The following is a 23,200-nucleotide window of genomic DNA, read 5'->3' as shown; positions in this document are numbered from 1 at the left end:
ATGTATTGTAATTAATGAGGATTTACCACCCTCCAAGGTGCTCTTGCGCATCGCTCTCAGCCTGCCTTTTCCCCAGACAATCGTCCTTAACGCTGCATTTGTCTCGCCTGACACGTGAAACCGAACTCGGCTTCACCGGTTACTTCACCGGAACACTGGAACGACGCCATGACCGACCCCGACGCCCCGCCTCCGCTGGAGCCGCAAACGCCGGACGATCCGCCGGGCTCGACGCCCGACGAAGTCCCGCTGCAGCCGCCTCCGGTGCAGCCGGGGGACGATCGGCCCTATGGCGCCGCCCCGGTCTCCGTTCCTCCCGTTACCAGTCCCGATTAGGAGCAAGACATGGACCTCGACAGCGAACGGCCCCGCGGCCGCCGAGGCTTCGCCGCCATGGATCCGGAACGTCGCCGCGAGATAGCTCGCAAGGGCGGCGCTAGCGTCCCCAGCGAGAAGCGCAGCTTCGCCAAGGACCGCGACCTGGCCGCCAATGCCGGCCGCAAGGGCGGTTCCTCGTCACGTGGCGGCGGCCGCCTCGGCGCACGCGACCTTTAAGGAATGCCGCGGCCGAGGGGGGACGGGCGACGCAGCCGACGGTGGTGGCGCACGTATCAGGATTTTAGGGCCCGGATCGGTCTTGCCGATCCGGGCTCTTGGGCTGTCCGCCATCCAGCGGCCGGCCGCGACTTCTTCTTTTCCGCTCCTCAGGAGCGAAGCGCGAAGACGCCGAACGCCGGCGCCTCGCTGATCCAGCGCGCCTCGACGCGCCACCCGGCCTTTTCCGCCATCGCGGCGAAGGCGTCCGGGTCGTACTTGTAGGAATTCTCGGTGTGGATGGTCTCGCCGGCCGCGAAGGCGATCGGCCGGCCGGCGATCTCGACCGTTTGGTCGCGCAGGCTGACCAGATGCATCTCGATGCGGCTCTCGACGGCGTTCCAGACGGCCCGGTGGGCGAAGGCGTCCAGGTCGAAGGTCGCTTCCAGCTCGCGATTGATGCGGGCCAGCAGGTTCTTGTTGAACGCCGCCGTCACCCCCGCAGCGTCGTCATAGGCAGGGATGAGCACGTCCTCGCTCTTGGCGATGTCGGCCCCCACCACGAACAGCGCCCCGGGACCCAGAAGCTCCCGCGCCGCCGTCAGGAAGGCGACCGCCTCGTCCGTCGGGAAGTTGCCGATCGTCGAGCCCGGGAAGAAGCCGACCGCCGGTCTTCCTCGCGCCGCCCCCGGCAGGCCCAGCGGATGGGTGAAGTCGCCCACCGCCGGCGCCACGGCCAGCTTGGGATAGTCGGCGCGGATCGCGGCGGCGGCCGCGTCCAGGGCCGAGGCGCTGATGTCCATCGGCGCATAGACCGCCAGCTGCGGCGCAGCGTCCAGCACGATGCGGGTCTTGGTGCTGGCCCCGCTGCCGAACTCGATCATCGCTGCGCCCTCGGGGATGCGGGCGGCGATCTCCGGCGCGATGCGACGCAGCAGCGCCGTCTCGGTGCGGGTCGGATAGTATTCCGGCAGCACCGTGATCACTTCGAACAGCCGAGAGCCCTCGGCGTCGTAGAAGTATTTGCTGGGCAGGCTCTTGGCGTCGGCGGAAAGCCCCGCCAGCACATCGTCACGGAATCCGGCGTCCATGGCTTTCTCACGGCCGCCCGCCCCGTCGCGCGCCAGGCGCACGCCGGAGAACATCCAGCGTTGGGCGGGATGGAAGAAGTTGCGATAGCTGGCCCGCGCATGGCCCGGCGGCGTACCCGCCGCCCCGCCGCGCAGGACCATCTGGTTGACCATGAACTTGCCGTTGTACTCGCCCAGAGCCCCCGCCCCGGGGCGGAAGCCGGGATAGGCGGCATAGGCGCTGGCGGTCCACTGCCAGGCCTCGCCGGACATCTGCCGCAAGTCCTTGCCGGACCGCGCGGCGGCCTCCCATTCGGCCTCGGTGGGCAGGCGCGCGCCGGCCCAGGTCGCGAAGGCGGCCGCCTCGTAATAGCTCACATGAGCCACCGGCGCGGCGGGATCCAGCGGCCGGCGGCCGGCCAGGCCGAACTCGCTCCAGGCGCCGTCGTCGTCCTGGCGCCAGTAGAGCGGCGCGCGCCAGCCCTGCTCCTGGACCGTGGTCCAGCCGTCCGACAGCCAGAACTCGGGCCGCTCGTAGCCGCCGTCCTCCATGAAGCCCAGCCATTCGCCGTTGGTGGCCAGGCGGTCGGCCAGGCGGAAGGGTTCGAGGAACACCCGGTGGCGCGGCCGCTCGTTGTCGAAGGCGAAGCCGCCCGGCTCGGCGCCGATCGTTGTCACGCCACCCTCGAAGCCGACGAAGCCCAGCGCCGGCGCATCGGGGCGCGGAGCATCCGGACGTTCGCGATAGGCCGGATAGAGCGGCGACTGGCCGAACAGGTGCTTGATGTCCATCAGCAGCAGCTCTTGGTGCTGCTCCTCGTGAGCGAGGCCCAGCTCAAGCCGCTCCAGGATCTCGGGCGACAGCGGGCTCGAAAGCAGCCGGGCCATGGCCGCATCCACATGCCGGCGATAGGCCCCAACCTCGGCGCAGGACGGCCGGGTTAGCAGGCCTCGCTGCGGCCTCGGCTGCCGCGGCCCCATGGCCTCGTAATAGGAGTTGAAGATGTAGCCGAAGGCCGCGTCGTAGGGCTTGTAGCCCGGCGCGTATGGGACCAGCAGGAAGGTCTCGAAGAACCAGGTCGTATGACCCCGGTGCCACTTTGTCGGACTGGCGTCGGGCATCGACTGGGCCGCCTGGTCCTCGGGCGACAGCGGCGCGGCCAGGACCTCGGTCCGCTCGCGCACGGCGCGATAGCGGGCCAGCGGCCTGTCGGACGCCTCGAAAGTGGAAGCCAGCAGCAGGGTGTCGTCGGGGCTCATGCACGCTCCTGGCGCTGTCCGGCCGCGCGCGCGGGCCGTTGTCCAAAACGGATCGCGAGCTTGGGCGTTCCCCGGATCGAGGGCAAGGCGGCCTGCTGCCAGCATGGTGTCATCAGCGCTTCTCAATTCCTATTGAATTGATCTGATTTGATCCTCCCGCCTCGCGGGAGCGACAAGCAGCACAAATCCGCTTCGCGCGGCCCCGTCTTGAAGAGTTCAGCGATGTCTTTCATCTCTTCGCCCGATCCCAACGCCGATCCGCCGATCCTGATCGTGCCCGGCCTCTACAACTCCGGCCCCGACCATTGGCAGAGCCACTGGGAGCGCGCCCTGCCAGGCGCCGAACGCGTCGACCAGGTCGACTGGGAGCGGCCCGCCCTGGGCGACTGGGCCATCAGCCTGGCCGAGGCCGTGCGCAGCCGCCCCGGCGCGATCCTGGTTGCCCACAGCCTGGGCTGCGCCCTGGTCTGCCACTTGGCCCAGGTGACCGGCGGCCGGGGCGTGCGCGGCGCCCTGCTGGTGGCCCCGGCCGACGTCAATCGCGAGGGCCCGGCCGGCCGGCTGCTGATCGGCTTCTCGCCCATCCCCCGGCCGCGCCTGCCCTTCCCCTCCCTGGTGGTGGCCAGCCGCGACGACCCCTATGTGGCCATCGAGCGGGCCGAGGCCTTCGCCCGGGGCTGGGGTTCACGGTTCGTCGACCTGGGTCGGGCCGGCCACATCAATGTCGACTCCGGCCACGGCGCCTGGCCGCGCGGCCGTCTGCTGCTGAACGAGCTGATCCGCGCCACGGCTTCGCCGACAGCGCGGGCCTGAAAAAAGACGACCCCCGCGAACCGGGTTCGCGGGGGTCGTTCTTTACGCGGACTGTCACTCATTTCGCCGATCCGGCTTCGCGATCCTCAGCGCTTGGCTCCAGCCTCCCTACGGGCGAGCGCGCTGTTCCGCGAAGATCGAACCTTCAGCCTGGCCTCAGGCGGCGGCCTGGCGGCTGCGCACTCGGCTCATCCAGTCTTCCGGATAGGTCTCACGCACGACGATCGACTTGAACTGGCCGACCGGGATCTGGGCGGCGTCGCCCGGCTGCAGGTCGCGCGAAACCGAGTGGCCCGCGAATTCCTGGATGATCGTGATCACCTGGCTGCTGCCGGCGGCGTTCTCGATGAGGATCATTGGATGTCTCTCTCTGAGAGGGCTTGAGGGCGCGTCAGAGGACGCGGCGTTCCTGGGGCAGGCTCTGGCGGGTCCAGGCGTCGATGTCGGCCGAGCTCTGGAAGCGACGGAAGGCGCCCTGGGTGTGGTCGGGGCAATACGAGGCGCGCTTGCTGGTGGTCTCGCGGCCGCAGAAGCCGAAGTCGCCGGCGTCCGGATTGCCGATCGGCCAGCGGCACGAGTGCATCGACAGGTCGAGGATGCCGGCCGTGGGGGTCAGCTCTTCCATCACCGAGGTCAGCGCGCGGGCGGCCGGACGGGCCTGGGCCGGGGCGGCGGTGCGGGTGCGCGGAGCCTGGCGCGAGATCCGGACGGTGACGGCGCGCTGGCGCACCGGCGTCTCGCGGACGGTAATGCCCAGGCGGTGGATCTTGCCGATGACGGCGCTGCGGCTGACGCCGCCCAACTGGCGCGCCACCTGGCTGGCGCTCAACCCTTCGAGCCACAACTTCCTGAGCGTGGCGGTACGTTCCTCGTTCCAGTCCATGACGGTTTCCGCTTCTTAAGGGTGCGGGATCAGCCCCCGCCCTTCTTCGGTAGAATCATGGTTAACGGCGGTCAAATTCTTCCGTGCATACCCACGGTTCTCGAAATCACATTTTCCTAACGAATCCCGCCAGATAGCAGACGATGTCGCAGGCAGGCGTTTTGAACTGCGGCAAGACCTTGACCGAATAACGTCGTTCCGCGATGAATTCACGGGTCAGAAACCGGCTTGGATTTGAATGCGGCGCGGCGTCGCAAGCCTTGCGACATAACGCCTACGGGGATTGTGATGCGTACCCTCACCGTCGTCGCCACCGCGACGCTCTGCCTTTCCATCAGCCTGTCTCTGGCCGCCTGCTCGAAGGGCGGCGAAACCTCCGGCGAAGGCGCCGCGGCGACGCCGCCTCCGCCGCCGCCGACCCCCGCCGAGAAGGCCGCCGCCCTGGCCGCCCTCCCCGCCCCCTACAACACCGGCGACCTGCTGAACGGCCAGAGCAAGTTCGCCCTCTGCCGCTCGTGCCACACGATCACCCCCGGCGGCCCCAATATGACCGGCCCCAACCTCTACGGCTTGTTCGGCCGCAAGGCCGGGACCCATCCGAAGTACGCCTACTCGGACGCCGTAAAGAACGCCGGCTTCACCTGGGACGCCGGGCGCCTGGACCATTGGCTCGACAACCCGCGCACCTTCCTGCCGGGCACCAAGATGACCTTCGCGGGCCTTTCCAATCCCAAGGACCGGATCGACCTGATCGCCTATCTGAAGGTCGAGACCGGCTACAAGCCCGGGCCCTCGGCCGCGACAGCCCCCGCCCCATCATCAGCCCAATGACGCCGCGCATCGCCCTCCTGACCCGGCTCTACGACGCCTACAACAAGGGCGACTTCGACGCCTTCGCGGCCGAGCTGGATCCCGCCGTCGACTGGCCCGACCAGATCGGCGGCGGCCGGGTCGTGGGGGTCGAGGCGATGCGGGCCTTCTGGGCGCGGCGCGACGGCATGGTCCGGGTCGAGGCCGCCCCCATGGACTTCACGGTGCTGGAGGACGGCCGCATCGCGGTGGCCACGAACCAGACTGTGCATAACCTGGAGGGCCGGCTCTGGTCCGACAGCTGTGTGCGACATATCTACACGTTCCAGGACGAGCGCGTGTCGCGCATGGATATCGTCGAGCGTTTGGACGAGGCGTAGGCATGGCCAAGGCTGAAGTGTTGCTGACCCGGCACTTCGAGGCGACGCGCCGCCGCGACCTCGAAGCCGTGGTCGCCCAGTTGCATCCCGAGGTCGCCTTCGCCAACGTGCTGGAAGGCGGCGAGGTCTCGGGCCTGGAAGCCGCCCGCGGCTATTTCGAGCGCCAGTTCGCCATGGCCGGGGTCGAGATCAGCCTGATGCGCGTGCGCCGCCAGGCCGACGGCTGGGTCCACGCCGACGTCGAGATCGCCCTGCGCCGCCCCGACGGCCGCCTGTGGTCGCAGAACACCGCCATCATCGCCTACCTGATCCGCGACGACCTGATCGTGGGCATAGACCCCCTGCCGGATCCGGGGACGCGCTAGAGCGCCTTCCCACGACTTTTTCATCGTCATCCCGGCCGGAGCGCGCAGCGCGGAGAGCCGGGACCCAGGGGCCGCCGCGATGCGCCGGCCGCCGTCTGGTTGGATGATCTCGATGCCGCGTCCAGTCCCCCTAGGTCCCGGATAAGCCCTTTGGGCTTTCCGGGATGACGAAGTGTTTGGGATCAGGGATCAGGCCAGCAGATCCGCGCAGGCGTCCAGCACCGCCTCCGCGTCCAGCCGGTACTTCGAATACAGATCCGGCAAATCCCCCGACTGGCCGAAGGTCTCCAGGCCCAGCGCCCGCAGGCGGTGGCCATGAACCGAGCCCAGCCACGACAGCGTCGCCGGCGCGCCGTCGACCAGGGTCACCAGGCCCGCATCGCGCGGCAGGTCGGCCAGCAGTCGCTCCACCGTCGAAGTGCGCTTGGCGCCGTCCGTCCAGCGCGAGCGGCCGGCGGCGGTCCAGTCGCGGTGCAGCACGTCGGCCGAGGTCACGGCCAGCAGGCCCGCCCCCGGCTCGTCCTCCAGCAGGGCCTCGTGCGCCTCCAGCGCCTCCGGAGCCAGGGCCCCGCTGTAGACGACGGCCAGGCGCGCATCCGGCGCCGGCGGCTTCAGCCAGTAGGCGCCCTCGACCACGCCCGCCTTCCAGGCGTCGTCCGCCCGCTCGGGCTGGGCGATGGTCCGGGTGGACAGGCGCAGATAGGTCGAGCAGCCGTCGGCGGCCTGGATGCGGTCGAAGGCGTGGGCCATCAGCACCGCCGTCTCGTCGGCGAAGGCAGGCTCGTAACTGTCGAGGCCCGGCTGGCTCATGCCGATCAGGGGCGATCCGATCGACTGGTGCGCACCGCCTTCGGGGGCCAGGGTCAGGCCGGACGGCGTAGCCACCAACAGGAACCGGGCGTCCTGGTAGCAGGCGTAGTTCAGGGCATCGAGACCCCGGGCGATGAAGGGGTCGTAGAGGGTGCCGACCGGGAACAATCGCTCGCCGAACAGCGGCGCGGTCAGGCCCAGGGCCGCCAGGGCGATGAACAGGTTGTTCTCGGCTATGCCCAGCTCGACGTGCTGGCCGGTCTCGCCCATCGACCACACCTGGGCCGAGGGGATGCGGCGACGCTTGAAGACGTCCTCGTGCGCCCGCCGGTGGAAGACGCCGCGCCGGTTCACGAAGCCGCCCAGGTTGGTCGAGACCGTCACGTCCGGCGAGGTGGTCACCACCCGGCCGGCGAACTCGTCCTTGCGGGCGGCGATGTCGAACATGACCTTGCCGAAGGCGGCCTGGGTCGACTGCTCGCCGCCCCCCTCCCCCTTGGCGGCGATGGCCAACAGCAGCTCGTCCGCGCTCGGCGTCGCCACCGTCGCCGCCGTGTAGTTGCGATCGTTGGCCACCGCGAAGGGCGCACGGGCCACCAGGCCCTTCAGCGCCGTGCGCTCGGCCGAGGACAGGCCCGACAGCGCGTCCCACTCCTCGCCCTCGACCACGCCCAGCCGCTCGCGCAGCTCGGCGATCTGGGTGGGGTTCATCAGGCCCGCGTGATTGTCCTTGTGACCCTGGAACGGCAGCCGCAGGCCCTTGACGGTGTAGGCGATGAAGAACCGGGGAGCGTCGTCGCGAGACGCCCGCTCGAAGGCCTCCAGGATCGTCTCCAGGCAGTGGCCGCCCAACTCGGTCATCAGCTCGCCGAGGTCGACGTCCTTGTAGGTCGCGATCAGCGCCAGGGCGTCGGCGTCGCCGGCCAGGTCGGCGGTCAGGCGCTCGCGCCAGGCCGCGCCGCCCTGGTAGGTCAGGGCCGAATAGAGGTCGTTGGGCGCGGTCTCGATCCAGGCCTTCAGCGCCGCCCCGCCCGGCCGCTCGAACGCTTCGCGCTGGCGCTTGGACCACTTCAGGGTCTCGACGGTCCAGCCGGCGGCCTCGAAGATCTCGCCGTAGCGGGTGAACATCCGGTCCTTGGTCGTCGCGTCCAGACTCTGGCGGTTGTAGTCGACGATCCACCAGGTGTTGCCCAGATCGTGCTTGCAGGCCTCGATCAGGGCTTCGTAGATGTTGCCCTCGTCCAGCTCGGCGTCGCCCAGCAGCGAGATCATCCGCCCCATGCTCTCGGGCTTCACCGAGCCGCGCGCGGCCAGATAGTCCTGGGCCAGCGAGGCGAAAGCGGTGACCGCCACGCCCAGGCCCACCGAGCCGGTCGAGAAGTCGACGTCGTCGACGTCCTTGGTGCGAGAGGGATAGGACTGCGCACCGCCCAGGGCGCGGAAGGCCTTAAGCTTGTCCAGGCTCTGGCGGCCGAACAGGTGCTGGATGGCGTGGAAGACGGGGCTGGCGTGCGGCTTGACCGCCACCCGGTCCTGCGGCCGCAGCGCCTTCATGTAGAGCGCCGTCATCAGCGTGGTCATCGAGGCGCACGAGGCCTGGTGACCGCCGACCTTCAGCCCGTCGCGGCTTTCGCGAAGGTGGTTGGCGTTGTGGATGGTCCACGACGCCAGCCAGAGAATGCGTTCCTCGAGACGACGCAGCAGCGCGATTTCCTGCCGCTTGGCCGTCAGAGACCCGTCAGCCATGCTTCCTCACCCGTTTATACGGGTGAGGTATGCCCCTCGCCCGCCTTTTCGCGCGCTTCATAGTCCTCGATCTGCCGCGCCGTCCACTCCGGAGATTTCGTGAAGCGTGCGAGCAGGTTGTAGAACACCGGAACGATGAACAGCGTTAGCAGGGTCGCCACGATCGCGCCGAAGAAGATCACGGCCCCGATCGTCTGGCGGCTTCCCGCCCCGGCCCCTGTCCAGAGCAGCAGCGGCAAGGCGCCCATGGCCGTGGCGATCGAGGTCATGATGATCGGGCGCAGGCGCAAGGCCGCCGCCTCGATCACCGCCTCGGTGACCTTCAGCCCCTCGTCGCGCAGCTGGTTGGCGAACTCGACGATCAGGATGCCGTTCTTGGCGGCGATGCCGATCAGGATGATCAGGCCGATCTGGCTGTAGGTGTTGATGGTCGAGCCAGCCATGACCAGGCCGAACAGCCCGCCCAGCACCGCCAGCGGCACGGTCAGCATGATCACCGCCGGGTGGATCCAGCTTTCGAACTGCGCGGCTAGCACCAGGAACACCAGCAGCAAAGCGAGACCAAAGGCGATGGCGATGCCGCCCGAGCCTTCCAGATAGTCCTTGGCCTGGCCGCCCCACTTGATGCTGACGCCGGGGGTCGGGTGCTCGGCTGCCTGGGCCTGGAAGAAGCTGACCGCGTCCTCGACGGTGTAGCCCGGCGACAGCTGGGTGGTCAGGGTCACAGAGCGCAGGCGGTCGACGCGCGGACGGTCGGGGGTGTCGCCCCGCAGCTCCGTCTTCACCACCGTCGACAGCGGCACCAAGCCGCCGGCGTTGGTGCGCACCTGCAACTTGTCGAGGTCGGCGACGCTGCGGCGCTGGTCGAGCTCGGTCTGCAGGATGACGTCGTATTCCTGGCCGTTCTTGATGTAGGTCGTCGCCTGGCGCGAACCGAACATGGTCTCCAGCGCCCGACCAACGGCCTGGGCCGAGACGCCGAGGCTGGCGGCCTTGTCGAGGTCGATCTGCACCGACAGGCGCGGCGCGGTCGGCTCGTAGTCGATGCGCGGACGCGAGAAGCCCGGGTTCTCCTGGGCGGCCGCCAGGATGGGCTTGAGCCAGTTCGACAGCTGCACGTAGTCGTTGCCGACGGCGATCAGGTCGACATTGGTGCCGCCACCGCCGCCACCGCCGCCGCCGCGCTGGAAGGCGCCGCGAACGCTGGCCACGGCGCGCACGCCGGTGATCTTGGAGAGGTCCTTGTTGAGCTCGGCCGCCACGTCGTCGGCGGTCTTGTCGCGCTCGCCCCAGCCTTTGAGCACGACCACGCCGTTGCCCGAGTTGAATTGGCTCTGGCCGAAGCGCGGGATGGTCAGGATGGTGCGCTCGGCCACGCCGTCCTCGCGATAGCGGGCCATGATCTTCTCGATCCGGGCGCCGATGGCGGCGGTGTAGTCGAAGCCGGCGCCTTCCGGCGCGCTGATCTGGATGTCGACGCGGCCGCGGTCCTCGGCCGGCACCAGCTCCTTGGGCAGGCTGACAAACAGCAGCGCCGCGAAACCGGCCAGCAGGATCACCGCCCCGCCGGCGGCGAAGCTGGCGGCCCGCACGCCCAGCAGGCTTTCGAGCGAGGCGCGGTAGCTGTCCTTCAGCCGGTCCATCGCCCAGTCCATGCGCTTGTTGAACCAGCCCCCGCCGTGCGCGGGCTTGAGCAGCTTGGAGGCCATCATCGGCGAGAGGCTGAGCGCCAGCACGGCCGAGAAGGCCACGGCAGCGGCGATGGCCACGGCCAGTTCGACGAACAGGCGGCCGATATAGCCCGGCAGGAACATCAACGGCGCGAACACCGAGATCAGCACGATGGTGGTGGCCACCACCGCAAAGAACACCTGGCGCGAACCGCGCTGGGCGGCGATCAGGGCCGGCTCGCCCTCGTCCACCCGGCGCTGGATGTTCTCGACCACGACGATGGCGTCGTCGACGACGAGGCCGACGGCTAGCACCAGGGCCAGCAGGGTCAGCAGGTTCAGCGAGAAGCCCAGCGGCGCCAGAACGATGAAGGTCGACAGGATGCAGATCGGCGCGACGATCGAGGGGATCAGCGCCGAGCGCCAGCTGCCCAGAAAGATCAGGTTGACCAGGGCCACCAGGGCCACGGACATGCCCATGGTGATCCAGACCTCGTGGATGGCCTCGGCGGTGAACACCGAGTTGTCCACGGCCACCACCAGTTTGGTGCCGGGCGGCAGGGTCTGATTGATGACCTCGACCTCCTTGCGGACGGCGTCGGAGATGGCGACGTCGTTGGCCTGCGACTGGCGGGTCAGGCCGATGCCGACCTGGTCGACGCCGTTGCCGCGGAACAGGCGCCGGCGCTCGTCCGGCCCTTCCTCGATGCGGGCCACGTCCGACAGGCGCAGCACGAAGCCGTTGGAGTCCGCCGCGCGGATCGGCAGGCGGGCGAAGTCCTCGGGCTTGGCGTAGGCGCGGGCCACGCGGATGGTGAAGTCCTTGGCGCTGCTTTCCAGCGAGCCGGCCGGCAGTTCAAGGTTCTGGGCGTTCAGCGCGTCCTCGACGTCGCTGACGGTGACGCCCCGGGCGGCCATGGCGTCGGCGTTCAGCCAGATGCGCATGGCGTAGATCTTGGCCCCGAACAGGTTGGCCTGGGCCACGCCGTCGATGGTCGACATCCGCTCGACCAGGTAGCGGTCGGCGTAGTCGGCCAGTTCCAGCGGATCCAGCGTCGTCGAGGTCAGGTTCAGGATGATGATCGGCGAAGCGTCGGCGTTGGCCTTGGCGATCTGCGGCGGGTCTGCCTGGTCGGGCAGGTTGGCCGAGACCCGGCTGACGGCGTCGCGCACATCGTTGGCGGCGGCGTCCAGGTCGCGGTCCAGGCGGAAGGTGATGCTGATCTGCGAGCGGCCGTCGCGCGAGGAGCTGTTGACGCGGTCGATGCCCTGGATCCCCGACACCTGGCGCTCGATCACCTGGGTGATGCGCTCTTCGATGACCTCGGCCGAGGCCCCGCGATAGACGGTCGAGATCGACACCACAGGCGGGTCGACATTGGGCAGTTCGCGGATCGGCAGCGAGCCGAAGGCCGCCAGGCCGATGACGCACAGGATGATCGCCGCGACGGCGGCGAATACCGGGCGGCGGACGGAGATGTCGGAAAGCATCAGCCCGCCTTACGGTCTTGGGGCTTGCCGCCTTGGCCGCCCGGGCCGCCGGCCGGCTTGGCCACGTCGCGCACCGCGCCGCCGTCCTGCACGCGGTTGAGGCCGTCGGCCACGACCACATCGCCGGCCTTCAGGCCCGAGCGGATCTCGACAAAGCCGTCGGCCGTGAGGCCGGTGGTGATGTTGGTGCGGCGGGCGACCTGGCCCTTCTCGCCCTTGGCGACCAGGAACACCGAGGCCTGCTGGCCTTCGAACTGTACGGCCGCCTCCGGCACGGCCAGGCCCTGGCGCACGCCCTGGTCGATGGCGACCTTGACCAGCATGCCCGGCTTCAGCCGGCCGCCCGGATTGGGGAACTCGGCGCGGGCCTTGATGGCGCGGGTGGCCGCGTCGATGCGGGTGTCGATCTGGGCGATCTGGCCCTGGAAGGTCTCGCCCGGCAGGGCGTCGGGGCTGGCCTTGATCGGCAGGCCGTCACGCAGCGTGGCGAGGTAGCGGTCGGGGACCGAGAAATCGACGCGCACGACCGAGGCGTCATCCAGGCTGACGATGGCGCCGCCCGGCGCGATCAGCGTACCCGGCGCGACGTCGGAAATGCCGACGCGGCCGGCGAACGGCGCGCGGATCACGCGGTCCAGGCGCTGGGCCTTGGCCGAGGCCAGGGCGGCCTTGGCGCTCTCATAGGCGGCCAGGTTCTGCTCGGCGGTGGCGCGCGGCGCGATGCCCTTGTCGGCCAGGGTCTTCCAGCGATCGTAGTTGCGCTTGGCCTGGTCCAGGTTGGCCTGGGCCTGGGCGATGTCGGCGGTCTCCTGGTCGTCCTTCAGCGTGACCAGGACCTGCCCGCGCGACACCAGCTGGCCGTCGGTGAAGTGGACGGCGGTGATCAGCTCGGTGGTGTTGGAGGTGATCGTCACCGACTGGCGGCCCTTGGCCACGCCCAGCACTTCGATGCGATCAGTGAAGGGGCGCTCGCCAACCTTGACCTGCGAGACGGCCGTGGCGCGACCGCCAGGGCCGCCCTGCCCTTCGGCCTTGCCGCCAAGCAACAGCTTGGCTCCGCCGGCCAGGATCATCAGAACCAACGCGACCCCGGCCGCGATGAGGAAGAAGTGCCTGCGGATCACAAATACGCTCCGGCGCCGTTGAACCGGCGCCCTTAAGGTCTAGGTTGGGGCGACATATGACCCCACCCTAGACCCGCGTCTAGTGACACTAGAATTACGTGACATTTCAACTTTGAAACAGTTGCAAGACCTTAGCTTGACGTAACGTCGGTCGCCAAGCTTAGCCGTGCGCGATTAATCCGCGTAGCCCGGGGACTGGCGGTCCAGCTGGCGCAGGCAACCGGGCCAGGCCAGGCCCGCGATCATGCCCAGACCCATCCCGGTCTGGCTGCGAACCTCGGCCTGGGCTGCCTCCGGAGCGAGCAGCACGTGATCGCGCCCTGCGCTGAGAGCCATCACCTGCTGGGCGCAGGCGCGCTCCAGGAAGAACATCCCGAGCCAGCATTCGGCGGCCGTGCGGCCCGTGGCCAGGGTACCGTGGTTGCGCAGCAGCATCAGCCGCTTGTCGCCCAGGTCCGCCACTAGGCGCTCGCGCTCGTCCAGGTTCAGGGCGATGCCCTCGTAGTCGTGATAGGCCAGCTGCGGCGTGACGATCAGCGCCTGCTGGCTCAGCGGCAGCAGGCCCTCGGCGTGGGCGGCCACCGCCACGCCCTGGTCGGTGTGCAGGTGCATCACGAACTGGGCGTCCTCGCGCGCGGCGTGGATGGCCGAGTGGATCGTGAAGCCCGCAGGATTGATGAAGTACGGCGTCTTGTCGATGACGGCGCCATCAAGGTCCACCTTCACCAGGCACGAGGCGGTCATCTCGCCGAAGAACATGCCGTAGGGATTGATCAGGAAGTGGTGCTCGGGCCCCGGGATCCGCGCCGAGATGTGGGTGAAGATCATGTCGTCCCAGCCGTGCAGCGCGACCAGGCGATAGAGGGCCGCCAGGTCGACGCGGGCCTGCCATTCGGCCTCGCTGACCTGATCCTTGATCGATGCGGCGATCGCGCCGGTTCCGTCGGCCATGACGCTTGCTCCCGTAAGTTATCATTGTTGAGTTGAGCGTCGCGCCGACGGGCGCCGACGTCAAGCGACCAGCGTTAGACGGGATCGTACTTGCCAGAGCCCTTTCGCCGTCGGACGGTCCTGGCGGATTCGAAGACGGGGGATCTGCCGCATGTTGCCCTTGATCGGCGTGGGCGTGATCGTCCTCGGCTTCGCGCTGAGGTTCAATCCGCTGCTTGTGGTGGTCTGCGCCGCCATGGCCTCCGGCCTGGCCGCCGGCCTCGGCCCGCTGGAGGTGCTGGCCGCCTTCGGCAAGGCCTTCAACCAGAACCGCTATGTCAGCATCGCCTGGCTGATCCTGCCGGCCATCGGCGTACTGGAACGCTCAGGCCTGCAGGAGCGCGCGCGGATGGCGATCAAGAGCCTGAAGGCCGCCACCGCCGGGCGCATCCTCGTCGTCTACCTGCTGCTGCGCCAGCTGACGGCGGCCATGGGCCTGATCTCGATCGCCGGCCACGCCCAGACCGTCCGCCCCCTCGTCGCCCCCATGGCCGAGGCCGCCGCCGAGAACCAGGGCGAGCTCGACGACGCCACCCGCGACAAGGTGAAAGCCATGAGCGCCGGCACCGACAATGTCGGCGTCTTCTTCGGCGAGGACGTCTTCATGGCCATCGGCTCGATCCTGCTGATCGTCGGCTTCCTCGACCAGAACGGTCTGGTGGTGGAGCCCCTGCACCTGTCGGTCTGGGCCATCCCGACGGCGATCTGCGCCTTCCTCGTGCATGGGGCGCGACTGCTGCTCTTCGACCGCAAGCTCTCGCGCCGGGGGGCAAAGTCATGATCGGCCTGCCGCTCGTCTACCTGCTCGCCGGCTTCATGTTCACGGCCTTCGCGGCCATGAGCGCGGGCGACAAGGCCAACCCCAAGCGTTTCGGCAACGCCGCCTTCTGGGGCCTGTTCGCGATCAGCTTCCTGTTCGGCGACAGCCTGGGCGACCTGGGCAACGGCTTCCTCGTCGTCGCCCTGGCCCTGCTGGCCGGCACGGGCCGCCTGGGTGTCGGCCAGCCCGCCACCACCACGGGCGAGGCGCGCGCCGAAATGGCCCAGCGCTTCGGCCTCAAGCTGTTCCTGCCCGCCCTGCTGATCCCGGTGATCGTCCTGGCCGGCACCTTCGCCTTCAAGGCCCTGACCTGGAACGGCCAGCATGTCGTCGATCCCAAGCAGGCGACGCTGGTCTCGCTGGCCATCGCCGCCCTCGTCGCCGCGGTCCTGGCCCAGCGCCTCTTCAGGCAGCCCGCCAGCGCACCGCTCCAGGAAGGCCGCCGCCTGATGGACCTCGTCGGCTGGGCCGCCCTGCTCCCGCAGATGCTGGCGGCGCTGGGCGCGGTCTTCGCCCTGGCGGGCGTGGGCCAGACCATCGGCGACATCACCCTGGCGATCACCCCGGTCGACAGCCGCCTGGCCGTGGTCGTCGCCTATTGCCTTGGCATGGCGATCTTCACGGTGATGATGGGCAACGCCTTCGCCGCCTTCCCGGTGATGACCGCCGGCATCGGCCTGCCGCTGGTGATCGGCCGCTTCGGCGGTGACCCGGCCGTGGTCTGCGCCATCGGCATGCTGTCGGGCTTCTGCGGCACGCTGCTGACCCCGCTGGCCGCCAACTTCAACCTCGTCCCCGCCGCCCTCCTGCAGCTGAAGAACCGCTACGCCGTCATCCAGGCCCAGGCGCCGACGGCGGTGCTGATGCTGCTGATCAACATGGTCCTGATGTATGTCCTCGCTTTCCGCTGAGACCGCCGCCCGCTTCGCCCAGGCCGCCCTCGGCCACGTCGCCCGCGAGTATCCCAACAAGCTCGACCACGTGATGGCGGGTGACGCCGACGCGCTAGGGCCCCGCGCCCTGCACCCGATCTTCTTCGGCAGCTTCGACTGGCATTCGTGCGTCCACGGCTACTGGACCCTGGCGACGATCCTGCGCCAGCACCCGAAGGTCGCCGAGGCCGCCGCCATCCGCGCCCTGTTCGACGACGCCTTCACGTCGGAAAAGGTCGCCGCCGAGGTCGCCTATCTCGCCCGCCCCGAAAGCCGCGGCTTCGAGCGCCCCTACGGCTGGGCCTGGCTCCTTAAGCTCCAGGCCGAACTCCTGGCCCACGACGCCCCCTGGGCCGCGACCATGCAGCCGCTGGCCGACGCCTTCGTCGCCCGCTACCGCGCCTTCCTGCCGATCGCCGACTATCCGATCCGGGCCGGCGTGCACTCCAACACCGCCTTCGCCTTGGCCCTGGCCGCCGACTACGCCGACGCCGCCGGCGACGCCGAGTTCCGCGCCTTGCTCGCGGCCAAGGCCGCCGCCTGGTACGGCGACGACCGCGCTTGCCAGGCCTGGGAGCCGTCGGGCGACGACTTCCTGTCCTCGGCCCTGGTCGAGGCCCTGGCCATGCGCCGCCTCCAGCCCGAGACCTTCGCCGCCTGGTTCGCCGCCTTCCTGCCGGACCTGGCGCAGCGCCAGCCCGCCACGCTGTTCTCGCCGCCCAGCGTCAGCGACCGCACCGACGGCAAGATCGCCCACCTGGACGGCCTGTCGCTGTCCCGCGCCTGGTGCTGGCGCGCCGTCGCCAAGGACGCTCCTCCGACGATCGCCGCCGTGGCCCTGGAAGCCGCCGACCAGCACCTGGCTGCCGCCCTGCCCCACGTCACCGGCGACTACATGGGCGAACACTGGCTGGCGAGTTTCGCCCTGCTGGCGATGCTGGAGAGGTAAGCGAAAAGGAACCTCCCCCTGTGGGGGGAGGCGATCGCGCAGCGATCGGTGGGGGGACGTAACTGCGGGACCGGCCAACGCCCAAGACGCTGAAAACTTCCCCCCACCGGCCTTCGGCCGCCTCCCCCACAGGGGGAGGTTCCTCTACTGTGCCCCGCCGACCGCAACCGGATTCGCCGACCCGTGCCCCTGATCCCCGTCTCCGACCTCACCGAAGCCCAAGCCGTCGAGGAGCTGGAGTGTCTCGCCGACGAGATGGCCGGCCACGACCTGCGCTACTATCAGGACGACGCCCCGACGATCGATGACGCCGGGTACGACGAACTCAAGCGCCGCAACGCCGACATCGAGGCGCTCTTCCCCCACCTGATCCGCGAGAACTCGCCGTCGCTGAAGGTCGGCGCCGCCCGCTCGGCCCAGTTCTCGCCGGTGGAGCACGGCGTGCCGATGCTCAGCCTCGACAACGCCTTCTCCAACGAAGAGGCCGAGGAGTTCGACGCCCGCATCCGCCGCTTCCTGCGCATCGGCGCCGATGAGCCGGTGTTCTACACCGCCGAGCCCAAGATCGACGGCCTGTCGGCTTCGATCCGCTACGAGAAGGGCGTCTTGGTGCAGGGCGCCACGCGCGGCGACGGCCGCGTGGGCGAGGACGTCACCGCCAACCTCAAGACCATCGCCGACATCCCCCATCGTCTGAAGGGCTCAGGCTGGCCCGACGTGATCGAGATCCGCGGCGAGGTCTATGTCGAGCTGGAGGCCTTCGCCGCCTTCAACCGGGCCGCCGAGGAAGCCGGTTCGCGCACCTACGCCAACCCGCGCAACTTCGCCGCCGGCTCGCTGCGCCAGATCGACCCCAAGATCAGCGCCACGCGGCCCTTGCGCTTCTTCGGCTACGCCTGGGGCATGGCGTCCGAGCCCTTCGCCGCCGGCCAGTGGGAAGCGCTGGAAAAGCTGGAGGAATGGGGCTTCGTCACCACCGCCCCGCCGGCCCAAAAGGTCGAGGGCGCGCAGGGCCTGCTCGACGTCTACGCCCATTTCGAGACCCTGCGCCCGCAGCTGCCGTTCGACATCGACGGCGTCGTCTACAAGGTCGACGACCTGGAACGGCAGCGCCGCCTGGGCTTCGTCTCGCGCTCGCCCCGCTGGGCCATCGCCCGCAAGTTCCCCGCCCAGCGCGCCAGGACCATTCTCGAGGCCATCGACATCCAGGTCGGCCGCACCGGCGCCCACACGCCCGTCGCGCGGCTAAAGCCCGTCACCGTCGGCGGCGTCTCGGTGACCAACGCCACCCTGCACAACGCCGACGAGATCGCCCGCCTCGACGCCCGCATCGGCGACACCGTCGTGCTGCAACGGGCCGGCGACGTGATCCCGCAGATCGTCGAGGTCGACCTCTCGGTGCGCCCGGAGGACGCGGTCCCCTACGAGTTCCCGCATGTCTGCGAATGCCCGCTGAAGACGGCCCTGACCCAGGAGATCAACGCCAACGGCGTGGAGTCGGTCGTGCGCCGATGCACCGGCGAGTTCGCCTGCCCGTTCCAGCGCGTCGAGCACCTGCGCCACTTCGTCTCCCGCCGCGCCTTCGACATCGAAGGCCTGGGCGAAAAGCAGTTGCAGGCCTTCTTCGAGGAAGGCTGGATCAACGAGCCGGCCGACATCTTCCGCCTGGCCCGCGACGAGGAGAAGCTGGCGGCCTTGCGCGAGCGCGACGGCTATGGCGAGACCTCGGTCAAGAACCTGATCGCCGGCATCGACGCTCGCCGCACCATCGGCCTGGACCGCATGATCTACGGCCTGGGCGCCCGCGACATCGGCGAGACGACCTCGACCGTGCTGGCTCGCCACTTCGACACCTTCGAGGACTTGCAGAAGGCCTCGGAAGCCGCCGCCGCCGGCCTGCCGGGCGCGACCTACCTGGAACTGTCGACCGCCGCCGGCGTCGGTCCCAAGGCGCTGGACCTGCTGGTCGAGGCCGGCCGCGCCGGCGTGCCCGCCGATCCCTGGCCGCAATCGGAAGACCTGGAACTGAAGATCGGCCAGGTCGTGCCCAAGCTGACCAAGCCGGCCCGCGCCGCCCTGGCCCAGCGCTACGGAAACTGGGACGCTTTCGCAGAGGGCCTCGCCGACGCCGCCAAGGGCGCGCCGGGCGAGGACTACCTGCATCTGGCCGCCGTCGACGGCGTCGGCCCCGTCGCCGCCCAGTCCCTGGCCCGCTTCTTCGCCGAAGAGCACAACCGCCAGAAGGTCGAGAACCTGCTGGCCCAGCTCGACGTCCAGGCCGTGGCCAAGCCCAAGACCGACACCGCCGTGGCCGGCAAGACCGTGGTCTTCACCGGCTCGCTGGAGAAGATGACCCGCGACGAAGCCAAGGCGCAGGCCGAAGGCCTTGGCGCCAAGGTCGCCTCGTCGGTGTCCAAGAAGACCCACCTGGTGGTCGCCGGCCCGGGCGCGGGCTCCAAGCTCAAGACCGCCCAGGACCTCGGCATCCAGGTGATGACCGAGGACGAGTGGCTGGCCCTGGTCGCCGGCTGATGAAGGTCGTCGCCATCGACTTCGAGACGGCCAACGAGACCCGGTCGAGCCCCTGCTCGATCGGCCTGGCCTGGATCGAGGACGGCGCGGTCGCCCGCGTCGACCACCACTACATCCGGCCGTGGGACATGCGGTTCGCGCCGTTCAACATCGCCTTCCACGGCATCGGTCCCCGGCATGTGCAGGACGCCGACGAGTTTCCCGCCGTGCTCGACCGGCTGCGGGCCGATCTCGACGGCGCCCTGGTGCTGGCCCACAACGCCGCGTTCGACATCAGCGTCATCCGCCGCACCTGCGAGCACTATGGGATCACGCCGCCGGCCTTCGACTACATGTGCACGGTGCAGGTCGCCCGCAGCGTCTGGCCCAGCCTGCCTTCGCACAAGCTGAACGTGGTCGGCCGGCACCTGGGGATCAGCTTCAAGCACCACGACGCGGCGGGCGACGCCTATGCCTGCGGCCAGGTGGCCCTGGCGGCGGCCGGCCAGGCCGGCGCCGTCGGCGTCCACGACCTGCCGTCCCGCATCGGCCTGACGCTGGGCCGGCTGAGCCACGGCACCTACGCCCCGTCGCAGAGCCGGTATCTGCCAAAGAAGGCCCCGCCGCCGCCTCGCCCCATCCTGCCGCCCGGCGCCGAGCGCCGCCTGGCCGGCCGCACCGTCGTCTTCACCGGCCAGCTCGACACCATGAGCCGTCCCGACGCCCAGGATCTCGCGGCGGCCATGGGCGCGCGGGTGGTGCTGTCGGTGACCAAGGCCGTTGACCTCGTTGTCGCCGGCCCCGGCGCGGGCGCCAAGCTGCGCACGGCGCGGGAACGGGGGTTGCAGGTGATGGACGAGGACGCTTGGCTGGCGCTGGTGGGGTGACCCGCAAGAAACCTCCCCCTATGGGGGAGGCGGCCGAAGGCCGGTGGGGGGAAGTTCTCCGCCGCCGCAGCGCTGGCAGGTTCAGCAGTCACTCCCCCACCGATCGCTTTGCGATCACCTCCCCCACAGGGGGAGGTTCCTGAATGCCAGACCGACCTACTTCGCCAGAAACGCCGCCAGCCGATCCTTCCACAGCACCGCCCAGGTGTGGCTGCCATGGCCCTTGGTCTTCTCGCTGGCCGGCAGCAGCACGAACTCGCCCTTCTTCAGCCGCTTCACCTCGCGCTCGGCGATGCCTAGCTCCGGCGGGTTGATGAAGTCGTCGGCCGAGTTGATCCAGAGGACCGGAACCTCGACCTTCTCCAGCCCCGCCGACGGGTCGTAGGTGCGCGAGGCGTCGACCTGGTAGAGCAGGTCGTTGGCGTCCAGGCCCGCGATGCGGCGGTTGAAGTCGGCCTCCAGCGCCTTGTCGGTCGCCTCGCGGGTCGGCAGCGCCAATTGCATCGGCAGCGCCGAGGCGCCGGCGATGATCAGGAAGTCGGTCGCGGTGCGCAGGCCCTGCATCGGTTGCTGGACGTAGTCGCCGCCGTTCCAGGCCGGGTCGGCCTTGATGGCGTCGATGGTCATCTTGCGCCACATGCGGTTACGGCCGGCGATGGCCACGGGCTGACAGGCGAACGGGGCCAGCTTGGCGGCGAAGCCCGGATAGGTCTCGCCCCAGACGAAGCCGTGCATGCAGCCCATCGACGTGCCCATCAGCAGCTGCAGCCGATCGACCTTCAGCCCCTCGACCAGCAGCTGGTGCTGGGCCCGCACCATGTCGTCGTAGTCGTAGCGCGGGAACCTGGCCTTCAGCCCGTCCGAGGGCTTGGAGGATTTTCCGTGGCCGATGCCGTCGGGCAGGATCACGTACCACTTGGCCGGATCCAGCAGGCCGCCCGGAACCAGCAGCTCGTCGGCGAACTGCGGCGACAGGAACTGCTTTCCGCTGCCGCCGGTGCCGTGCAGCACCATCACGGCATTGGTCACCCGCCCTTGCGCATCGCGCCTGGGCTCGCCCAGGGTGGTGTAGTGCAGCCGCAGTTCCGGCAGGGTCTCGCCCGAGCCGAACTTGAAGTCCCGAACGACGAAGTCGCCTTCCTTGGGCGTCACGGCCGGCGCGGCCCAGACCGAAGAAGAGGCGGCGACGACGGGGCTCAGGGCAGCGCAGGCGGCCAGGGTCAGAAGCAGGCGTCGCATGGTCACTTCTTCTCCAGCCGGGCCACGAGGCTGGAGGTGTCCCAGCGGTTGCCGCCCATGGCCTGCACCTCGCCATAGAAGCCGTCGATCAACCGGGTCATGTCCAGGGTCGCGCCGTTGCTGGCCGCCTCGTCCAGGGCGATGCCCAGGTCCTTGCGCATCCAGTCGACCGCGAAGCCGAACTCGAACTCGCCGCGCGACATCGTCCCCCAGCGGTTCTCCATCTGCCAGGACTGGGCCGCGCCCTTGGAGATCGCCGCCAGGACGTCGTCGGTCGGCAGGCCCGCGCGCTTGGCGAAATGCAGCGCCTCGGCCACGCCCTGCACCACGCCGGCGATGGCGATCTGGTTGCACATCTTGGTCAGCTGCCCCGCGCCCGACGGGCCCATGCGGCGCATGGCCTTGGCGTAGACGTTCAGAACCGGCTCGGCGGTTGCGTAAGATCCCTCGTCGCCGCCGACCATGATGGTCAGCTGGCCGGTCTCGGCCCCGGCCTGGCCGCCCGAGACCGGCGCGTCGAGGAAGCCCACGCCCTTCGCGGCGCAAAGATCGGCCATCTCGCGGGCCACCTTGGCCGAGGTGGTGGTGTGGTCGACGATGATCGCGCCGGCTTCCAGTGCAGGAAGGATTTCCGCCACCACGGCGCGGACGTCGTCGTCGTTGCCTACGCACAGGGCGACCAGCTGCGCGCCCTTGCTGGCCCCGGCGATGGTCGGCTCGCTCTTGCCGCCGTGCTTTTCCACCCAGCGCGCGGCCTTTTCGGCGGTGCGGTTATAGACGGTCACCGCGTGGCCGGCGGCCTGCAGGTGGCCCGCCATCGGAAAGCCCATGACGCCAAGACCGATGAACGCCGTCTTCATGCGCGAGACTCCTTGCCGCACCCTGCGAATTGGCCCCGTGCATGAGCCCAACGGCGGCGTATCGCAACGCCATTTTAACGTCCTGCGGGCAGGTTGCCCCGACAGGGTTAAGCAGGCTTAAGCACGATGGCGTCGACCGGCGAAGCGCCGATCATCATCAAGAAGGTCAAGAAGGGCGGCGGCCATGGTCACCATGGCGGCGCCTGGAAGGTGGCCTATGCCGACTTCGTGACGGCGATGATGGCCTTCTTCCTGCTGATGTGGCTGCTCAACACCACCAGCCCCGAGCAGAAGCAGGGCATCGCCGACTACTTCGCGCCGGCCTCGATCTCGTCCAGCACCAGCGGCTCGGGCGGCATCCTGGGCGGCACCTCGCTCGGCGACGACGGCGCCAAGGCCGACGGCAAGATGTCGGTCGTCCAGCAGATGGCCCCCGAAGCGCCCGACCAGACCAACCAGGACGGCCAGTCCTCGACCACCGCCAGCCTCGACTCGGCCAGCGAGCAGGCCCTGCGCGACGCCCTGGCCAAGAAGGAACAGGACAGCTTCGCCTCGGCCGCCCAGTCCCTGCGCCAGTCGCTGCAGGACATGCCCGAGCTGGCCGAGCTGTCCAAGCAGATCCTCATCGACCAGACCCCGGAAGGCCTGCGCATCCAGCTGGTCGACCAGGAAGGCCGCTCGATGTTCAAGGAGGGCTCGCGCGAGCCCAACGACCGCGCCCGCCTGCTGCTGCGCGCGGTGGCCAAGGTCATCAACCAGCTGCCCAACCGCATCACCGTCTCGGGCCACACAAGCGCCGACCAGCGCGGCCGCAAGGCCGACAGCGACTGGGCCCTGTCGGCCCAGCGCGCCGACACCTCGCGCCAGATCCTGCGCGGCGCCGGCGTCGACGACGACCGCATCTACCAGGTCTCGGGCAAGGCAAACTCCGAGCCGCTCTACGCCGACGATCCGACCCTGGCCGGCAACCGCCGCATTTCGATCGTCCTGTTGCGCGAAAAGCCCGTCCTGCCCGACAACCTGTGACCGTTAGCCGCGTCGCGCGTTTGTCCTGCT

At 69.4% G+C, this 23,200-nt stretch carries 21 protein-coding genes; 12 read left to right on the top strand and 9 right to left on the bottom strand.

Translation table 11 applies throughout. The annotated features are described in order from the left end of the window. Nucleotides 1-345 precede the first annotated feature (345 nt). Nucleotides 346-555, top strand: a complete 210-nt coding sequence (locus SGCZBJ_RS08710; protein WP_058350544.1) for a KGG domain-containing protein — start codon at nt 346-348, stop codon at nt 553-555. A 149-nt stretch (nt 556-704) separates the two neighbouring features. Here SGCZBJ_RS08710 and egtB read toward each other — a convergent pair whose 3' ends face one another. Beyond that, nucleotides 705-2,864, bottom strand: coding sequence for an ergothioneine biosynthesis protein EgtB (gene egtB, locus SGCZBJ_RS08705; RefSeq protein WP_101717611.1), 2,160 nt, complete (start codon nt 2,862-2,864; stop codon nt 705-707). Between the two features lie 222 nt (nt 2,865-3,086). On the opposite strand from egtB, the gene SGCZBJ_RS08700 reads away from it, so the two are divergent. Then, on the top strand, nt 3,087-3,677 hold the full coding sequence (locus SGCZBJ_RS08700; RefSeq protein WP_420808154.1) for an alpha/beta hydrolase: 591 nt from the start codon (nt 3,087-3,089) through the stop codon (nt 3,675-3,677). Between the two features lie 156 nt (nt 3,678-3,833). On the opposite strand, the gene SGCZBJ_RS08695 is transcribed toward SGCZBJ_RS08700, so the two are convergent. Continuing rightward, nucleotides 3,834-4,034 (bottom strand): hypothetical protein, encoded by a 201-nt coding sequence (locus SGCZBJ_RS08695; RefSeq protein ID WP_101717610.1) that lies wholly within the window; start codon nt 4,032-4,034, stop codon nt 3,834-3,836. Between the two features lie 34 nt (nt 4,035-4,068). Then, on the bottom strand, nt 4,069-4,560 hold the full coding sequence (locus SGCZBJ_RS08690; protein ID WP_101717609.1) for a GcrA family cell cycle regulator: 492 nt from the start codon (nt 4,558-4,560) through the stop codon (nt 4,069-4,071). 288 nt (nt 4,561-4,848) lie between these two features. On the opposite strand from SGCZBJ_RS08690, the gene SGCZBJ_RS08685 reads away from it, so the two are divergent. Genes SGCZBJ_RS08685 through SGCZBJ_RS26495 form a run of 4 tightly spaced genes read left to right on the top strand, consistent with a single transcriptional unit; the run spans nt 4,849 to nt 6,260 of the window. Further along, nucleotides 4,849-5,391 carry a c-type cytochrome gene (locus SGCZBJ_RS08685; protein ID WP_101717608.1) on the top strand — a complete coding sequence of 181 codons (543 nt, stop codon included), beginning with the start codon at nt 4,849-4,851 and terminating at the stop codon, nt 5,389-5,391. Next, nucleotides 5,388-5,750, top strand: a complete 363-nt coding sequence (locus SGCZBJ_RS08680) for a nuclear transport factor 2 family protein (RefSeq protein ID WP_101717607.1) — start codon at nt 5,388-5,390, stop codon at nt 5,748-5,750. Before SGCZBJ_RS08685 ends, SGCZBJ_RS08680 begins: the two co-directional genes overlap by 4 nt. Nucleotides 5,751-5,752: 2 nt before the next feature. Then, a complete protein-coding gene (locus SGCZBJ_RS08675; RefSeq protein WP_101717606.1) occupies nt 5,753-6,115 on the top strand; it encodes a nuclear transport factor 2 family protein in 363 nt (120 codons plus the stop codon). Between the two features lie 22 nt (nt 6,116-6,137). After that, complete coding sequence (locus tag SGCZBJ_RS26495; protein ID WP_420808155.1) at nt 6,138-6,260, top strand: hypothetical protein; 123 nt, start codon at nt 6,138-6,140, stop codon at nt 6,258-6,260. Between the two features lie 44 nt (nt 6,261-6,304). Here SGCZBJ_RS26495 and SGCZBJ_RS08670 read toward each other — a convergent pair whose 3' ends face one another. The 4 genes from SGCZBJ_RS08670 to SGCZBJ_RS08655 all read right to left on the bottom strand — a co-directional run bounded on the left by SGCZBJ_RS08670 (nt 6,305) and on the right by SGCZBJ_RS08655 (nt 13,907). Beyond that, complete coding sequence (locus SGCZBJ_RS08670) at nt 6,305-8,671, bottom strand: transketolase (protein ID WP_101717605.1); 2,367 nt, start codon at nt 8,669-8,671, stop codon at nt 6,305-6,307. 14 nt (nt 8,672-8,685) lie between these two features. After that, nucleotides 8,686-11,832 carry an efflux RND transporter permease subunit gene (locus SGCZBJ_RS08665; protein ID WP_101717604.1) on the bottom strand — a complete coding sequence of 1,049 codons (3,147 nt, stop codon included), beginning with the start codon at nt 11,830-11,832 and terminating at the stop codon, nt 8,686-8,688. Beyond that, nucleotides 11,832-12,956 (bottom strand): efflux RND transporter periplasmic adaptor subunit, encoded by a 1,125-nt coding sequence (locus SGCZBJ_RS08660; protein ID WP_101717603.1) that lies wholly within the window; start codon nt 12,954-12,956, stop codon nt 11,832-11,834. Before SGCZBJ_RS08660 ends, SGCZBJ_RS08665 begins: the two co-directional genes overlap by 1 nt. A gap of 174 nt (nt 12,957-13,130) precedes the next feature. After that, nucleotides 13,131-13,907: a class II aldolase/adducin family protein gene (locus SGCZBJ_RS08655; protein ID WP_101717602.1), complete on the bottom strand. Its 777-nt coding sequence runs from the start codon at nt 13,905-13,907 to the stop codon at nt 13,131-13,133. Nucleotides 13,908-14,058: 151 nt separating this feature from the next. Between SGCZBJ_RS08655 and SGCZBJ_RS08650 the strand changes: the two genes are divergently transcribed. The 5 genes from SGCZBJ_RS08650 to SGCZBJ_RS26065 all read left to right on the top strand — a co-directional run bounded on the left by SGCZBJ_RS08650 (nt 14,059) and on the right by SGCZBJ_RS26065 (nt 20,045). Then, nucleotides 14,059-14,727, top strand: coding sequence for a DUF969 domain-containing protein (locus SGCZBJ_RS08650; protein WP_101717601.1), 669 nt, complete (start codon nt 14,059-14,061; stop codon nt 14,725-14,727). Then, nucleotides 14,724-15,677: a DUF979 domain-containing protein gene (locus SGCZBJ_RS08645; RefSeq protein ID WP_101717600.1), complete on the top strand. Its 954-nt coding sequence runs from the start codon at nt 14,724-14,726 to the stop codon at nt 15,675-15,677. Before SGCZBJ_RS08650 ends, SGCZBJ_RS08645 begins: the two co-directional genes overlap by 4 nt. Beyond that, a complete protein-coding gene (locus SGCZBJ_RS08640) occupies nt 15,658-16,647 on the top strand; it encodes a DUF2891 domain-containing protein (RefSeq protein ID WP_101717599.1) in 990 nt (329 codons plus the stop codon). Before SGCZBJ_RS08645 ends, SGCZBJ_RS08640 begins: the two co-directional genes overlap by 20 nt. A 183-nt stretch (nt 16,648-16,830) precedes the next feature. After that, nucleotides 16,831-19,179, top strand: a complete 2,349-nt coding sequence (gene ligA / locus SGCZBJ_RS08635) for an NAD-dependent DNA ligase LigA (RefSeq protein WP_101717598.1) — start codon at nt 16,831-16,833, stop codon at nt 19,177-19,179. Next, nucleotides 19,155-20,045 (top strand): 3'-5' exonuclease, encoded by an 891-nt coding sequence (locus SGCZBJ_RS26065; protein ID WP_133149215.1) that lies wholly within the window; start codon nt 19,155-19,157, stop codon nt 20,043-20,045. The genes ligA and SGCZBJ_RS26065 overlap by 25 nt, the downstream gene beginning before the upstream one ends. 156 nt (nt 20,046-20,201) lie before the next feature. On the opposite strand, the gene SGCZBJ_RS08625 is transcribed toward SGCZBJ_RS26065, so the two are convergent. Then, nucleotides 20,202-21,284, bottom strand: coding sequence for an alpha/beta fold hydrolase (locus SGCZBJ_RS08625; RefSeq protein WP_101717596.1), 1,083 nt, complete (start codon nt 21,282-21,284; stop codon nt 20,202-20,204). A 2-nt stretch (nt 21,285-21,286) separates the two neighbouring features. Then, a complete protein-coding gene (locus SGCZBJ_RS08620; RefSeq protein ID WP_101717595.1) occupies nt 21,287-22,144 on the bottom strand; it encodes an NAD(P)-dependent oxidoreductase in 858 nt (285 codons plus the stop codon). A 126-nt stretch (nt 22,145-22,270) separates the two neighbouring features. Between SGCZBJ_RS08620 and SGCZBJ_RS08615 the strand changes: the two genes are divergently transcribed. Beyond that, nucleotides 22,271-23,170, top strand: a complete 900-nt coding sequence (locus tag SGCZBJ_RS08615; RefSeq protein WP_058350562.1) for a flagellar motor protein MotB — start codon at nt 22,271-22,273, stop codon at nt 23,168-23,170. The last annotated feature ends 30 nt before the right edge of the window (nt 23,171-23,200 follow it).

The sequence above is a fragment of the Caulobacter zeae genome, assembly GCF_002858925.1.
Lineage (GTDB): Bacteria > Pseudomonadota > Alphaproteobacteria > Caulobacterales > Caulobacteraceae > Caulobacter > Caulobacter zeae.
Note: the sequence above shows the minus strand (reverse complement) of the source record. Positions and strands in the feature narration are given on the sequence as shown.

Coding starts and splice junctions, on each gene's coding strand:
- SGCZBJ_RS08710 (WP_058350544.1), top strand. CDS start 346: ATGGACCTCGACAGCGAACGGCCCCGCGGCCGCCGAGGCTTCGCCGCC.
- egtB (WP_101717611.1), bottom strand. CDS start 2,864: ATGAGCCCCGACGACACCCTGCTGCTGGCTTCCACTTTCGAGGCGTCC.
- SGCZBJ_RS08700 (WP_420808154.1), top strand. CDS start 3,087: ATGTCTTTCATCTCTTCGCCCGATCCCAACGCCGATCCGCCGATCCTG.
- SGCZBJ_RS08695 (WP_101717610.1), bottom strand. CDS start 4,034: ATGATCCTCATCGAGAACGCCGCCGGCAGCAGCCAGGTGATCACGATC.
- SGCZBJ_RS08690 (WP_101717609.1), bottom strand. CDS start 4,560: ATGGACTGGAACGAGGAACGTACCGCCACGCTCAGGAAGTTGTGGCTC.
- SGCZBJ_RS08685 (WP_101717608.1), top strand. CDS start 4,849: ATGCGTACCCTCACCGTCGTCGCCACCGCGACGCTCTGCCTTTCCATC.
- SGCZBJ_RS08680 (WP_101717607.1), top strand. CDS start 5,388: ATGACGCCGCGCATCGCCCTCCTGACCCGGCTCTACGACGCCTACAAC.
- SGCZBJ_RS08675 (WP_101717606.1), top strand. CDS start 5,753: ATGGCCAAGGCTGAAGTGTTGCTGACCCGGCACTTCGAGGCGACGCGC.
- SGCZBJ_RS08670 (WP_101717605.1), bottom strand. CDS start 8,671: ATGGCTGACGGGTCTCTGACGGCCAAGCGGCAGGAAATCGCGCTGCTG.
- SGCZBJ_RS08665 (WP_101717604.1), bottom strand. CDS start 11,832: ATGCTTTCCGACATCTCCGTCCGCCGCCCGGTATTCGCCGCCGTCGCG.
- SGCZBJ_RS08655 (WP_101717602.1), bottom strand. CDS start 13,907: ATGGCCGACGGAACCGGCGCGATCGCCGCATCGATCAAGGATCAGGTC.
- SGCZBJ_RS08650 (WP_101717601.1), top strand. CDS start 14,059: ATGTTGCCCTTGATCGGCGTGGGCGTGATCGTCCTCGGCTTCGCGCTG.
- SGCZBJ_RS08645 (WP_101717600.1), top strand. CDS start 14,724: ATGATCGGCCTGCCGCTCGTCTACCTGCTCGCCGGCTTCATGTTCACG.
- SGCZBJ_RS08640 (WP_101717599.1), top strand. CDS start 15,658: ATGTCCTCGCTTTCCGCTGAGACCGCCGCCCGCTTCGCCCAGGCCGCC.
- SGCZBJ_RS08625 (WP_101717596.1), bottom strand. CDS start 21,284: ATGCGACGCCTGCTTCTGACCCTGGCCGCCTGCGCTGCCCTGAGCCCC.
- SGCZBJ_RS08620 (WP_101717595.1), bottom strand. CDS start 22,144: ATGAAGACGGCGTTCATCGGTCTTGGCGTCATGGGCTTTCCGATGGCG.
- SGCZBJ_RS08615 (WP_058350562.1), top strand. CDS start 22,271: ATGGCGTCGACCGGCGAAGCGCCGATCATCATCAAGAAGGTCAAGAAG.